Genomic DNA, 14,468 nt, shown 5'->3' on the forward strand with positions numbered 1-14,468 from the left:
TTCGAAACGGCCTACTCAGCGGGAGCGACGGGCACCCCTTCGCCAGTCCCGTAGGAACCCGGCTGCCGCGCCGCCTCGATCTCGCGGTGCAGCCGGGCCTCCTCGTGCGCCTTGGGCGTGACGAAGCGGCCGAGGATCAGGTAGGCTACCGGGGTCAGGAACAGCGTCGAGGCGGTGGCGAGGCCGAGGCCACCGACGATGACCCAACCCAGCGCGATGCGGGCCTCCGCACCGGCGCCCTGCGCCAGGATCAGCGGCACGCCGCCGACGATGGTGCAGATCATGGTCATCATCACCGGGCGCAGCCGGATGTTGGCGGCGTTCTCGATCGCCTCGCGAACGCCCTGGCCGCGGTCGCGCAACTGGTTGGCGAACTCCACGATCAGGATTCCGTTCTTCGCCATGATGCCGACGAGAAGCACCAGCCCGATCTGGCTGTAGACGTTCATGCTCGTTCCGGTGAGCAGCATGGCGAAGACCGCGCAGGCAAGGCCGAGCGGAACCGTCGCCATGATGATGACGGCCGAGACGAAGCTCTCGAACTGCGCGGCGAGCACCAGCAGGATGATGACGATGGCGAAGCCGAACGTCCGCGCCATCGACGAAGTCTGTTCGCCGAGCGTTGCTGCCTCCGCCAGCGGAATGATCCGCGACCCCGCCGGAAGATGCGGCTCGGCGACCGCCTGTGCGACCTGGTAGGCCTCGCCGAGAGCGAAGTTCGGTGCAAGCGCTGACGTGATGCCGACCGATCGAAGCTGTTGCTCACGATCGAGTCCGGGCGGAACAGCCTGCTCGCGCAGCGTCGCGATGGTGGCGACCGGCACGAAGCGGCCGTCGCCCGTTCGGATGAAGACGTTCTCGAGGTCCGTCGGATCGTTGATCGGATTGGTCGTCGAGACCAGCTTCACGTCGAAGGAGCGGTCGTCGATGAACACCTGGCCGACCTGGCGGCCGTCGAGCATCGCCTGCATGGCCGCACCGAGGCCGTTGATCTCGATCCCCAGGTCGGAGGCGCGCTCGCGATCGATCGAGACGGAGAGCTGCGGCTGGCTGGCATCGGTCGACAGCCGCGCCTGGCTGAACCGCGGGTCGCGCTCGAGGTCGGCTACGATCTTCTGCGCTGCCTCGCGCAGGTCGGCGTAATTATTGCCGGCGACCGCGAACTGAAGGCCGCTGCCGGCGCCGCGGATGCCGAGACTGTTGGGCTGGAAGGCGAATGCGCGCACGCCCGGCACGTTCTGGACGATGCGGCTGATGTCGCCGACGATCGCCTGCTGCGAGCGCTCGCGGTCCTGCCAAGGAGCCAGCCGCAGCACCATGAAGCCGCTGTTCGACGAGCCGCCGGAACCGGCGATGGCGAAGGTGCTGGTGATCTCGCCCTTGTCGCGCAGCGGCTGGAGCAGGATCTCGATCGCGCGCATCTGCTGGGCGAGGTAGTCGAGGCTGACGCCCTGCGGCGCGGAAATGCGCAGGAAGGCCTGCGAGCGGTCCTCGGAGGGTGTCAGCTCAGACTTGATCGTCGGATAGAGGCTGCCTGCGAGGGCAGCGAATAGGATCGAGACCGCGACGACCACCATCGGGGCATTGAGACATGCGCGCAGCATGCGCCGGTAGGCTCCGGCGAGAGCGCCGCCGATCCCGCCGATCACGCCGCCATGCCCCTCCTGCTGCGCGCCTTCCTTGAGGATGCGCGACGCAAGCATGGGACAGAGCGACAGCGCGACCAGCGACGAAAGAAACACCGCGATGGCGAGCACGAAGCCGAATTCACGGAACAGGCCGCCGGTCTGCCCCGGCAGGAAGGACAGCGGCACGAAGACGGCGATCAGCGTCGCCGTCGTGGCGATGACGGCGAAGAACACCTCCTCGGTGCCGAGCACGGCAGCGGCGCGCGGGCCCATGCCCTCGTTGCGGCGGCGCACGATGTTTTCAAGCACGACGATGGCATCGTCGACGACGAGGCCCGTCGCCAGAACAAGGGCGAGCAAGGTGAGGATGTTGACCGAGAAGCCCACGAGATAGATCGCCGCCAGCGTGCCGATCAGCGCCACGGGCATTGCGAGGCCAGGGATGATCGTGGCGCGCCAGTCCCACAGGAAGAGGAAGATGATCAGCAGCACCACGCTGACCGAAATCAGAAGGGCGATCTCAACCTCGTGGATGGCGCCGTTGATGAAGGTGGCGTCGTCGCTGGTGATCTCGATGGCCATGCCCGCGGGCAGGTTCTGCTGGATTCGGGCGGCGGCTTCGCGGACGCCTTGCGAGATTTCCAGCGTGTTCGACTGCGCCGCGCGGATGATGCCGAGACCGATGCCCGCCTTGCCGTTGGCGCGCAGCTGGGACTGGCCGATGTCGGGGCCGAGCGTCACCGTGGCGAAGTCGCCCAGACGTACGCGACGGTTGATGATCAGGTCCTCGAAGGCTTCGGGCGAGTTCACGGAGGCAGTGGCGCGGACGATCAGGTCCTGGGTGTTGGACGTGAGCGAGCCGGCCGGCGTGTCGAACGAGATCGAGGAGAGGGCGCTCGTCAGGTCGGCGACGGTCAGGTTCAGGCTTGCCATCTTGCCCTGATCGATGTCGATGCGGAAGATCTTGCTGCGGTCGCCATAGACCTGGACGTCGGCGACGCCCGGTACGGCCGACAGCGCGTCGACGACCTCATCCTCGACCAGCACCGTCATGTCCTCGACCGACATCCGGTCGGAGGTGACGCCGAGCCGCACGACCGCCTGCGCATTGGCGTCCGCCTTGACGATGCGCGAGGCATCGGCATCTTCGGGAAGGTTGTTGACCACACGTCCGACGGCGTCGCGCAGGTCGGACGCAGCGGTGTCGATGTCGACGTCGTCTCGGAATTCGACCGTCACGCGGCTTTCGCCGAACGAGGACGAGGAGGAAATGGATTTCACGCCCGCCACGCGCGAGACCGCGCCTTCGATGACCCCGGTCAGCTCGCGGTCGATGGTCTCGGCGGCGGCACCGTCGAAATCGGTCCGGATGGTGATGACGGGCTGGTCGACGTCGGGCAGTTCGCGGATCTCGACGCCGAACAAGGCGGCCAGGCCCGCCACCACGATCAGCGTGTTGAACACGAAGGCGAGAACGGGACGACGCACGAACAGCGCGGTCAGGCTGTTTTCCTGGCGTTCGGTCTTCATGTCCATGGTCGAGCCTCCCTTCAGGAACCGCCGGCCGCGGCCGCGGGTGCTGCAGTTTCGCCCGCACGGCCGGCTATCCGCACCTCCGCGCCATCGCGCACCGCATGCAGGCCTTCGGTCACCACGGCGTCCTGCAGCGTCAGCGGCGCATCGACAAGAACGCTGTCGGTGTTGCGCTGGATGATGCGGACGGCGACGCGCTCTGCGCGGCCATCACGGATGGCCCAGACGAAAGCGCCTTCGGTGCCCCATTGCACAGCCAGCGGATCGACCGCCGGGAAGGTGTCTCCCGGGAAGCGCATGCCGACCTCGAAAGCCATGCCGGCGCGCAGCCTGTCGTTGGCGTTGGGAAGCCGCGCCTGCACCCGCAGCGTCCGGCTGTCGGTCTCGATCCGGTTGTCCACCGCGCTCACGTTGCCCTCGAAAACTTCGCCCGGGCGCGCCACGGAAGCGGCGGTGAGCGAGGAGCCGACCGTGATCATGCCCGCGAAACGCTCGGGAACCCAAAAATCGACCAGGATTTCGGACCTGTCGTCGATGGTGGCGATCTCGGTCTGCGACGTGACGTAGTTGCCCGCGGTGATCGGGAGAATGCCAACCACGCCGCCGATCGGCGCCTCGACGGACCGACGCTCGAGCGCCAGTTCGGCGTCGCGCAGCGCAAGCCGCGCATTGTCGAGCTGGACTTCGGCATCGGTGAGCTGAACGGCCGTCGCGGCGGCGGAGTTGCGCAGCGCCTGGAACCGCTCCACCCGCGCCTGCGCGTCCCGGATCGCCACCTGGGCACGGTCGAGCGCGATCCGCTCCGCCTGGGAATCGAGGCGGGCGATGACCTCACCGCGAACGACGGTGGCGCCGGATTCGACGAGCACCTCCGTCAGCCGGCCGCTCGTGAAGGGGGTGACCACGACGGAGCGGACCGCGCGACCGGTGCCGATGGCCGAAAGGCGATCGTTGATCGTCAGTTCGAGAACCGGCTGCGCCACGACCGCGGACTGCTGTCCGCCGAACCCGCCACCGCGGTTGCCGCCCTGAGCCGGCGCTCCGCCACCCGGTCCCGCGGGCGCCGCTTCCGGGGCGAAGGGGACGTTCTCGATCCCAAGCCTCGCCAGCGTCGCGGGCGCGCCGGGGTAGAACTGCAGCCATCCGAAGAATGCGGCAACGAGAAGAACGAGGGTCAGCGCTGCCTGTTTCCAGATCGACATCCGGTACTCCGTTTCGAGATGCGTGGCGTCGCGGGTGGGACCGTCGTACCCCTCTCCGCTTCCAGGGCTCGACATCCGCCGGCGCCTGCGCACGCTCATAAGCATCCATTATGTACATCCTGCGGCAGGTATGCACGCGGAACAGGATTAACGTTCGGTAATACGCGTCCAAAGGGTCGGCGGATCAATGGAGGCGGGCATAGCGGCGTCAGCCCTTGCGCAACGTCTCCAGCTCGCCGATCCGCTTGGCGCTCTCGCTCTCCAATCTGCGCGTCAGTTCGCCGATCAGCGCCTCGGCGAAGACGAAGAGCGCGGCCGAGGAATCCCATGCTGAGGGCACCGCCGTGCGACCGGCCACGACATGACGGGCGAAGCGGGCAATGGGCGACAGCCACTGGTCGGTGACCAGCACGATCTGGATGCCGCGCTTGTGGGCCGTCTCGGCCAGTTGCAGCAGGCTGTCCTGGTAGCGGCGGATGTCGAACACGAAGAGCACGTCGCGCCGCCCCATGTCGATCAGCCGGTCGCGCCAGTTGCTCTCCTGGCCGGAGAGGTGGAAGACGGCGGGGCGGATGATGGTCATGTGGGCGGCCATGTAGCGCGCGATCGGGTCGGTGAAGCGGCCGCCGATCAGATGGATGCTCGCGCGGGGATGCGCCAGCAGCGCGACGATCTCGTCCATCTGGCGCGGCGAGACGTGGCCGAAGGTTTCGCGGATGTTGTCGAGCGTGGCGGCCAGCATGGCCGGCTCTTCGCCGCGGTGTCCGGACTGGCGCTCGGTGCGAGAGAGCGGGGACTGCAGCTGTGCGGCGAGTTCATGCTGAAGGGTTGCCTGGAACTCCGCGTAGTTGTGGAAGCCGAGGCGGGCGACGAAGCGCAGGATGGTCGGCGAACTGACCCCGGCATGCTGGGAAAAGTCCGCCACGGTCTTCAGCCCGGCCAGCGGATAGTTGGCGATCAGCGTCTGGGCAGCGCGACGCTCGCCCGCCGGCATCGCGTCCATGCGGTCGGTGATCAGCTCGGCAATGCTCGTGCCCATGCGACCTCCTTCGCCAGGAACCCGGCGCCCGATCCTCCCGGGCGGAAAATGCGGTTTGACAAACCGGCAGAGGGCGTATCAAATCATCCACCGAGGCGCAAAGATACCAAAAACGTAACAATCGATACAGCGCGCGGGAACAGGTCGGACATGATTTCGGGGCTGGCGACAGGCGAGGCAGAGACGGGACCCGTGCGGGTCTTCAACCGTGATGCCGCCGGACCGTTCGTGCTTGTCTGCGACCATGCGTCCAATCGCATTCCCGAGGACTACGGCACGCTGGGACTGCCCGAGAGCGAACTGACGCGGCACATCGCCTGGGATCCGGGCGCTGCACCGGTGTCTCGCCGCATGGCCGAGCGGCTCGACGCAGTGCTGGTGGAATCGGCGATCTCGCGGCTGATCGTCGACTGCAACCGCCCGCTCGAAGCACCGGACCTCATGCCGGCCTTGAGCGAGACGACGGCTATTCTTGGCAACCAGGCCGTTCCGGCCGAGGAACGCGCGCGTCGGATCGCGCTCGCCCATGTGCCCTTCCACGACGCGATCGAGACCATCGTGACCGACAGGCTGGCCGCGGGCCGGCCGACGATGCTGGTCTCGGTCCATTCCTTCACGCCCGTCTATCGCGGTGTCTCGCGGCCGTGGCACGTCGGCATCATCCATGACGAGGACGAGCGATTGTCCGCGCCGATGATCGCGGCACTTTCGGTGATCGATGGCGTTGTCGTCGGCAACAACGAGCCCTATGCGCCGGCCGACCGCGTCTACTACACGCTCGAAAGGCATGCGCGATCCCGCGAACTGCCTTGCGCGATGATCGAAATCCGCAATGATGAAATCTGCGATCCGGCCGGCCAGGCACTCTGGGCCGACCGTCTCGCAACCATTCTGTCCGGCATCCAAGAACCGGGCGTGACCGAAGGGGAGGCGAAGGCAACTCGCGAAAAGGGGATCATCCTGCGTGCCTGAAGCCATCAAGACCTATGTGAGGGTCGTGGATGCCATGAGCCACTGGATGGGGCTCTTCGCGATGTATCTCGTCTTCGCGATGATCGGCATCCTCGGCTATGCCTCGATCATGAAGGTGTTCTTCCTGCCCTCGCTCTGGACCGTCGAGATGGCCCAGTTCGTGATGGTGGCCTATTTCACGCTCGGCGGTGCCTTCACGCTGAAGGAGGGCGATCACGTCCGCATGGACCTCGTCTACGGACGCTGGAGTGTGCGCCAGAAGGCCGGTGTCGACCTTTTCACCGGCGTGGCGCTGATCCTGTTCCTGGTCATGCTGCAGATCGGTGGTATCTCTTCGCTGATCTACGCCATCGAATATGGCGAGAAGAGCTTCTCGGCCTGGGCGCCGAAGATGTGGCCGGTGAAGGTGGTGCTGAACGTCGGCATCTTCTTCACGCTGCTGCAGGCGATCTCGCTCTTCTTCAAGGACTGGGCCACGGCTCGGGGAGAGCCGATCCAGTGAGCTACGAACTCATCGCTCTCCTGATGTTTTCCTCGATGATGCTGCTGCTCCTGACCGGGCAGCGGGTCTTCGCGGTGATCGGCATCGTCGGCGCCGTCGCGGCCTTCTTCCTGTGGGGAACGGGCGGCATCGAGATCCCCTTCACGGCCACCATCAAGGTCATGAAGTGGTATCCGCTGCTGACCCTGCCGCTGTTCGTCTTCATGGGCTACATGCTGGCGGAGTCGGGAATCGCCGACGACCTCTACAAGATGTTCCACGTCTGGTTCGGCCCTGTCCGGGGCGGGCTGGCGATCGGCACGATCCTGATGATGGTCATCATCTCGGCCATCAACGGCCTGTCGGTGGCCGGCATGGCGGTGGGCGCCACGATCGCGCTGCCGGAGCTGCTGCGGCGCGGCTACGACAAGGTGATGGTTACCGGCGTCATCCAGGCGGGTTCTTCGCTCGGCATCCTGGTGCCACCGAGCGTCGTGCTCGTGCTCTACGGCATGATCGCGCGCCAGCCGGTCGGCCATCTGTGGATGGCAGGCGTGTTCCCCGGGCTGCTGATGGCGAGCCTCTTCATCCTCTACATCGTCGTGCGCTGCGTGCTGCAGCCGAGCCTTGGCCCCGCCTTGCCGAAGGAAGAGCGGGAGAGCTACACGCTCGGCCAGAAGATTGCCCTGGCGCAGGCCGGGCTCATACCGCTTGCGATCTTCCTCGCCATGACCGGCCTGTTCCTCACCGGCGTCACGAGCCTCGTCGAAAGCTCGGCCGTCGGTGCGGTCTCGTCGATCCTCGCGGCGGCGCTGCGGCGCCGGCTCACCCTGGCCGTCCTGCATGAGACGACACGCAAGACGCTCGGCATTTCGGCGATGTTCTTCTGGATCATCACCGCCGCGCTTTGCTTCGGCGCGGTCTTCGACGGTCTCGGGGCGGTACGTTCGATCGAGGGACTGTTTCTCGGTGACATGGGTCTCGAACCCTGGCAGGTCCTGACCCTCATGCTGGCGACCTTCCTGATTCTCGGCATCTTCCTCGACGACACCGCCATGCTGGTGATCGTGGCGCCGCTTTTCATTCCTCTGGCCGGAGCACTGGGCTACAATCTCGTCTGGTTCGGCGTGATGTACACCATCACATGCCAGATCGCTTACCTGACGCCGCCCTTCGGCTACAATCTCTTCCTGATGCGCGCCATGGCGCCGCCGGAGGTGACCCTGACGGACATATACAAGTCTGTGTGGCCGTTCGTCGGGATCATGCTGTTCACGTTGCTGGTTCTCGCGCTCTATCCCGAGATAGCGACGTGGCTGCCCGACTACTACTATTCGAAGTGACGCGTGCAACGAGAAGGATGGGAACAATGATCAAGCAGAGCAGACGCGAATTCATCAAGAAGGCCGGCCTCGTCACCGCGGGTGCTGCCGGCGCCTCCACGCTTGCGGCCCCGGCGGTGATCGCCCAGGCGCCGATCAAGTGGCGGCTCCAGACCTATGCGGGCGCCGCACTCGGCCCGCACGTGACCAAACCGGCGGTCGACATGTTCAACGCCGCCGCCAAGGGCGAGATGGAGATCGAGCTCTACTACGCCGACCAGCTGGTGCCGACCGGCGAACTCTTCCGTGCCATGCAGGCCGGAACGATCGATGCCGTCCATTCCGACGACGATTCGATGGCCGCGCCGGTCGAGATCTCTGTCTTCGGCGGCTATTTCCCCTTCGCCACCAAGCACATCCTCGACGTGCCGGTGCTGTTCAACCAGTACGGCCTGGCCGACATCTGGCGCGAGCAGTACAAGGCGGCCGGAGGCGTGGTGTGGCTGTCGGCGGCGGGCCAGGACCCCTGCCACTTCAACACCAAGAAGCCGATCAACTCGCTCGCCGACCTGCAGGGCCTGCGGCTCTACACCTTCCCGACGGCGGGCCGCTTCCTGGCGCAGTTCGGCGTCGTCCCGGTGTCGATCCCCTACGAGGACGTGCAGGTGGCCGTGCAGACCGGCGAGCTCGACGGCATGTCCTGGTCGGGCATCACCGAGGACTACACGGTGGGCTGGGCCGACGTGACCGACCACTTCACGACCAACAACATCTCCGGCGCGTGGATCGGCTCCTGGTTCGCCAACGAGAAGAAGTGGGCCGACACGCCGGAGCACCTCAAGCAGCTCTGGCTCGCCTGCGTCGACGCCGGCCACACCTATCGCAACCAGTGGTACTGGGGCGGCGAGGCCAAGCTGCGCGCCACGGGCGACAAGCTGAAGCTGACCACCGTTCCGGCAGAGGAATGGGCGCAGGTCGAAGCGGCGGCGATGACGTTCTGGGACGAGATCGCGGCAGAGAGCGAGATGAAGGCCAAGGTCGTCTCGATCTTCAAGCAGTACAACGAGATCCTGCACAAGGCCGGCGGCGTCTACACGCAAGGCTGAAACTGGCCCTATCGACAGGCGGCCCGGCGGTCTACGCCGGGCCGTACGACGTCAGACCGGCCATGGGAGGCCGGCAACCCGCTCCGAGGACCACGACAATGGCAGGCAACCTGAGTTTCGACGAACTGAAGACCGAGATCGCGGCCGGTGCGATCGACACCGTGCTCGCCTGCGCGGTCGACATGCAGGGCCGCCTCGTCGGCAAGCGCTTCCTCGCGAGCTTCTTTGCCGACAGCGCCCATGACGAGACGCATGGCTGCAACTACCTGCTCGCCAACGACATCGACATGGAGCCGGTGCCCGGCTACAAGGCGGCGAGCTGGGACAAGGGCTATGGCGACTTCGTCATGAAGCCCGACATGTCGACGCTGCGCCGCATCCCCTGGCTCGAGAAGACGGCGCTGGTGCTGTGCGACCTTCAGGACCACCATACCCATTCCGACCTGCCGCATTCACCGCGCGCCATCCTGCGCAAGCAGGTCGCCCGGCTGAAGGAGCGCGGCTGGCTCGCCTACTTCGCCTCCGAACTCGAGTTCTACCTGTTCGACGAGAGCTATGATTCCATCCGCGCCAAGCACTGGAAGAACCTCTCCACCGCCTCGCCCTACATCGGCGACTACCTGATCGGCATCACCTCGAAGGAGGAGGGCGTCATGCGCCGGCTCCGCAACGAGATGAACGCCGCCGGCATCCCGATCGAGAATTCCAAGGGCGAGTGGGGCCCGGGCCAGGAAGAGATCAACGTGCGCTACGCCGAGGCGCTCGACATGGCCGACAGGCACGTGATCCTGAAGAACGGCGCCAAGGAGATCGCCGGCCAGATGGGCAAGGCCATCTCCTTCATGTCCAAGTACAATTACGACCTCGCCGGCAATTCCTCCCACATCCATAACTCGCTGTGGAGCGCCGATGGAAAGACGCCGCTGTTCTTCGACAAGGGCGCGGAGTGGACCCTGTCGGAACTCGGCCAGCAATGGGCGGCGGGCCAGATCAAGTATGCCCGCGAGTTCACCTGGTTCCTGGCGCCCTACATCAATTCCTACAAGCGCTTCCAGGCCGGCACCTTCGCGCCGACCAAGATCATGTGGAGCGAGGACAACCGCACCGCCGGCTTCCGGCTCTGCGGCGAGGGCACCAAGGGCATCCGCATGGAGTGCCGCATCGGTGGCGCCGACCTCAACCCCTACCTCGCTTTCGCGGCGCTGATCGCGGCCGGGCTCGCCGGCATCGACGAGAAACTGACGCTGCAGAAGCCCTTCGTCGGCGACGCCTATCAGGCCTCGCGCCTGCCGGAGATCCCCAAGACCCTGCGCGACGCCACCGAGACGCTGGCCAAGTCGAAGATGCTGAAGAGCGCGCTCGGCGAGGACGTGATCGAGCATTACGTCCACACCGCCAAGTGGGAGCAGTTCGAATACGACCGGCGGATCACCGACTGGGAACTGCACCGGGGATTCGAGCGGTATTGAGGAAATCACAACGTTGCAGTATGTTGCGCTTCTGAGATCAAGAGGTGCCCATGACCGTCAATGTCGACAAGCAATGGTTCGTGGACCGGTGGACAGAAAAGGGCCTCACCTTACGGAAGGTGGCGAAGTTGATTGGCTTGGATCCGAGCGCTCTCTCGCGGATGCTGAATGGCGAGCGCGAAATGAAGATCCCGGAAATCGGGCGGATTGCGGCCGTGCTGGAGGTGTCGAGCGCGGAAGTACTCGGGCATATCGAGTTGCCAGGTGCGTCGCATGAAGGCGTCGAGACTGGAGACGATGTGCGGATCAGCCGGCATCCGGGCTTCGGGTTCATGAAGGGCCTCATCAAGTTCGAAGAGGGATTCGACGGAACCGGACCTTACGATGACGAACCATGGGATCGGGGCTATCTGGGCGAAGATCGTCCATGACAGGGCGCGCGCCTCCTTTGCTGCTCGACACATGTACGATCCTGTTCATCGGCAATGCGTCGCGTCTGGACGACGACGCTGATCGCGAGATAGGGAAAGCGGCTCTAGAGCAGCGGCTCTACGTGTCCCCGATCTCCGCTTGGGAAATCGGCATCGGGGTTGCGAAAGGGCGGCTGAAGCTACCTCTGGGGCCCCTGGAGTTCTTCGATGACTTCGTGAAACGTATCGGAGCGAGACTCAGCGCCGTGACGCCGGGGATTCTCGTCGGGTCCTCGCTGCTGCCCGGTACGATTCATAAGGATCCTATGGACCGGGTCCTCGTTGCATCCGCACGGATGCTGGGGATGATCCTTGTGACCAGAGACGGTCCGATCCTCGCCTACGGCCGCGAAGGCCATGTTCGAACAATTACCTGCTAGAAAACTGCCTGCTGAAGAAACAACATGTCGGGGAGACTCCCTTGGAAACCGTAAAACTCACATCCCCCGTCGACGGGTCGGTTTACATAGAGCGACCTGTCGCCACCGACCAGGTCATCGACGCGGCGGTGTCGCGTGCCAAGGCGGCGCAGGCCGATTGGGCCGGCGTGCCGATCGCCAGGCGCGGCGAATACCTGCTCGCCTTCCTCGAGGCGCTGCTGGCCATGAACGACGAGATCGTGCCCGAACTCGCCTGGCAGATGGGACGTCCCGTCCGTTACGGCGGCGAAAAGGGCGGCGTCGAGGAGCGCACGCGCTACATGGTGGCGCTGGCGGAAAAGGCGCTGGCGCCCTATGTGCCCGAAGACCGCCCGGGTTTCCGGCGCTACCTGAAGAAGGTGCCTGTCGGCGTCGTCTTCGTCATCGCGCCGTGGAACTATCCCTACCTGACCGCGGTCAACACCATCGTGCCGGCATTGATGGCCGGTAACGCCGTGATCTTGAAGCACGCGGCGCAGACGCTTTTGGTCGGCGAGCGGTTTCAGGCAGCCTTCGACAAGGCCGGGCTGCCGAAGGGCCTGTTCCAGAACCTCGTGATGAGCCACGGCCAGACGGAGAGGCTGCTTGCGTCCGGCAAGGTCGATCATTGCAACTTCACCGGATCGGTGGCCGGCGGCCGCGCGATCGAGAAGGCGGCTGCGGGCACCTTCATGACGCTCGGGCTCGAGCTCGGCGGCAAGGATCCGGCCTATGTGCTGCCCGACGTGAAGCTCGACCACGCCATCGCCAACCTCGCCGAAGGTGCCTTCTTCAATTCCGGCCAGTGCTGCTGCGGCATCGAGCGCATCTACGTGCACGAGAAGGTCTATGACGATTTCGTCGAGGGCTTCATCGCCGAAAGCCGCAACTGGACGCTCGGCAGCCCGGTCGAAACGGACACGGTGATGGGGCCAATGGCGCAGGCGCGTTTCGCCGACTTCATTCGCGAGCAGAAGGCCGAGGCGCTGCGCAAGGGGGCGACTGCGCATCTGAACGTGATGGACGAGCGCGACACGGCCGGCTCGCCCTATCTGCCGGTCGAGGTGCTGACCGGCGTCAACCACCAGATGAGCGTCATGCGCGAGGAGAGCTTCGGCCCGATCGTCGGCATCATGAAGGTGCGCGACGACGTGGAGGCGATCGCGCTGATGAACGACAGCCCCTACGGTCTCACCGCCTCGATCTGGTCGACCGACACCGACCACGCCGCCGCGATCGGCGACCGCGTCGAGACCGGCCTGGTGTTCATGAACCGCTGCGACTACGTCGATCCGGGGCTGGTCTGGACCGGCGTCAAGGACACCGGCAAGGGCGGCGCCATGGGCCTCGTCGGCTACGACAACCTGACGAGGCCGAAGGGTTTTCATCTGCGCGAGAAGATCTAGGTTCGCTGCGAACAGGCCGATGAATTCGCTCCCTCGCGCGCCCTCTGGCCTGCAGGCCAGAGGGCGCGCGCGCAGGAACGCGACGTTTCCGAAATCACATTCATCCGAGAGCACCTCCCCATGACCACCCTCGTCTCCAAATGGAACTACCCCACCACGGTCCGCTTCGGCGCGGGGCGCATCTCGGAACTGCCGGACGCGCTCGCGCAGACCGGCATCAGGCATCCGCTCTTCGTGACCGATCCAGGGCTGGCGAAACTGCCGGTGGTGGCCGATACGCTGAAGATCCTCGACGCGGCCAAGATTCCCTACCGGGTGTTCTCCGACGTCAAGCCGAACCCGGTCGAGTCCAACCTCACTGCCGGCATCGCCATGTTCAACGAGGGCGGCCATGACGGCGTGATCGCCTTTGGCGGCGGCTCGGCGCTGGATCTGGGCAAGCTGATCGCCTTCCAGGCCCACCAGACGAGGCCGGTGTGGGACTTCGAGGACATCGGCGACTGGTGGACCCGCGCCGACGCCTCCAAGATCGCGCCGATCGTGGCCGTGCCGACGACGGCCGGAACGGGCTCCGAGGTCGGCCGCGCCGGCGTCATCACGCACGAGGCGAGCCATACCAAGAAGGTCATCTTCCACCCGAAGATGCTGCCGGCGATCGTCATCGCCGACCCGGCGCTGACCGTCGGCATGCCCGGCTTCATCACTGTCGGCACCGGCATGGACGCGCTGGCGCACTGCCTCGAGGCCTATTGCGCGCCGGGCTACCACCCGATGGCCGACGGCATCGCGGTCGAGGGCGTGCGGCTGGTGCTGGAGAACCTGCCGAAGGCAGTCGCCGACGGCAAGGACCTGACGGCGCGCGCGCACATGATGTCTGCCGCCGCCATGGGTGCCACCGCGTTCCAGAAGGGGCTCGGCGCCATCCACTCGCTGTCGCATCCGATCGGCGCGCTCTACGACACGCATCACGGCATGACCAACGCCGTCTTCATGCCCTACGTGCTCGCCTTCAATCGTCCGGCGATCGAGGAGCGCATCGAACGGCTTTCCGCCTATTGCGGCATTTCCGGAGGCTTCGACGGCTTCGCAGCGGCGATCCTCAAGCTGCGCGAGGACCTCGGCGTGCCGCACACGCTGGGCGGGCTGATCAAGGACCTGGCCATGGACGACGCGCGCAAGGACCTGATCGCCGAGATGGCGATCGTCGATCCGACTGCCGGCGGCAACCCCGTCCGCCTCACCAAGGAGGCCGCGCTGGCGCTTCTCGAGGAGGCGATCGCGGGCTGAGCAGCGGCGCGCAACGCCGGTGCCGGCTCGCGTGTCGGCGCCGGGTCGGTGGATGCCTATCAATTAGCCGGAGAAGTACCGAATCCGATTGCCGTGGAACGCGGCAAGGGCTAGCTTTTCCTGGGCTCGTGCGAAGATGACAGCGGCGTTCATCC

Annotated in this window: 12 protein-coding genes; 9 read left to right on the forward strand and 3 right to left on the reverse strand. The window is 65.6% G+C overall.

Translation table 11 applies throughout. From position 1 onward, the window contains the following. Positions 1-11: 11 nt before the first annotated feature. The 3 genes from N1F91_RS10745 to N1F91_RS10755 all read right to left on the reverse strand — a co-directional run bounded on the left by N1F91_RS10745 (position 12) and on the right by N1F91_RS10755 (position 5,402). Positions 12-3,158, reverse strand: coding sequence for an efflux RND transporter permease subunit (locus N1F91_RS10745; protein WP_289992214.1), 3,147 nt, complete (start codon positions 3,156-3,158; stop codon positions 12-14). A 20-nt stretch (positions 3,159-3,178) separates the two neighbouring features. Beyond that, a complete protein-coding gene (locus N1F91_RS10750) occupies positions 3,179-4,363 on the reverse strand; it encodes an efflux RND transporter periplasmic adaptor subunit (protein ID WP_289992215.1) in 1,185 nt (394 codons plus the stop codon). A gap of 208 nt (positions 4,364-4,571) precedes the next feature. Beyond that, on the reverse strand, positions 4,572-5,402 hold the full coding sequence (locus N1F91_RS10755; RefSeq protein ID WP_289992024.1) for a MurR/RpiR family transcriptional regulator: 831 nt from the start codon (positions 5,400-5,402) through the stop codon (positions 4,572-4,574). A gap of 150 nt (positions 5,403-5,552) precedes the next feature. On the opposite strand from N1F91_RS10755, the gene N1F91_RS10760 reads away from it, so the two are divergent. From N1F91_RS10760 to N1F91_RS10800, 9 genes are all read left to right on the forward strand, one after another. After that, a complete protein-coding gene (locus N1F91_RS10760) occupies positions 5,553-6,374 on the forward strand; it encodes an N-formylglutamate amidohydrolase (RefSeq protein WP_289992026.1) in 822 nt (273 codons plus the stop codon). After that, positions 6,367-6,876 (forward strand): TRAP transporter small permease subunit, encoded by a 510-nt coding sequence (locus tag N1F91_RS10765; RefSeq protein WP_289992028.1) that lies wholly within the window; start codon positions 6,367-6,369, stop codon positions 6,874-6,876. Before N1F91_RS10760 ends, N1F91_RS10765 begins: the two co-directional genes overlap by 8 nt. Next, positions 6,873-8,198: a TRAP transporter large permease subunit gene (locus N1F91_RS10770; RefSeq protein ID WP_289992031.1), complete on the forward strand. Its 1,326-nt coding sequence runs from the start codon at positions 6,873-6,875 to the stop codon at positions 8,196-8,198. The genes N1F91_RS10765 and N1F91_RS10770 overlap by 4 nt, the downstream gene beginning before the upstream one ends. Positions 8,199-8,224: 26 nt before the next feature. Beyond that, positions 8,225-9,283 (forward strand): TRAP transporter substrate-binding protein, encoded by a 1,059-nt coding sequence (locus N1F91_RS10775; protein WP_289992035.1) that lies wholly within the window; start codon positions 8,225-8,227, stop codon positions 9,281-9,283. Between the two features lie 98 nt (positions 9,284-9,381). Beyond that, complete coding sequence (locus N1F91_RS10780; RefSeq protein ID WP_289992037.1) at positions 9,382-10,752, forward strand: glutamine synthetase family protein; 1,371 nt, start codon at positions 9,382-9,384, stop codon at positions 10,750-10,752. A gap of 50 nt (positions 10,753-10,802) precedes the next feature. Next, on the forward strand, positions 10,803-11,183 hold the full coding sequence (locus N1F91_RS10785) for a helix-turn-helix transcriptional regulator (RefSeq protein ID WP_289992039.1): 381 nt from the start codon (positions 10,803-10,805) through the stop codon (positions 11,181-11,183). After that, the gene (locus N1F91_RS10790; RefSeq protein WP_289992041.1) at positions 11,180-11,602 is read left to right on the forward strand and encodes a type II toxin-antitoxin system VapC family toxin; all 423 of its coding nucleotides are present in this window, start codon (positions 11,180-11,182) and stop codon (positions 11,600-11,602) included. Before N1F91_RS10785 ends, N1F91_RS10790 begins: the two co-directional genes overlap by 4 nt. 41 nt (positions 11,603-11,643) lie before the next feature. After that, positions 11,644-13,026, forward strand: coding sequence for an aldehyde dehydrogenase family protein (locus tag N1F91_RS10795; protein WP_289992042.1), 1,383 nt, complete (start codon positions 11,644-11,646; stop codon positions 13,024-13,026). A gap of 120 nt (positions 13,027-13,146) precedes the next feature. Then, positions 13,147-14,313: an iron-containing alcohol dehydrogenase gene (locus tag N1F91_RS10800; RefSeq protein ID WP_289992043.1), complete on the forward strand. Its 1,167-nt coding sequence runs from the start codon at positions 13,147-13,149 to the stop codon at positions 14,311-14,313. Positions 14,314-14,468: the final 155 nt, after the last annotated feature.

It is taken from the genome of Aquibium sp. ELW1220, assembly GCF_030398385.1.
Lineage (GTDB): Bacteria > Pseudomonadota > Alphaproteobacteria > Rhizobiales > Rhizobiaceae > Aquibium.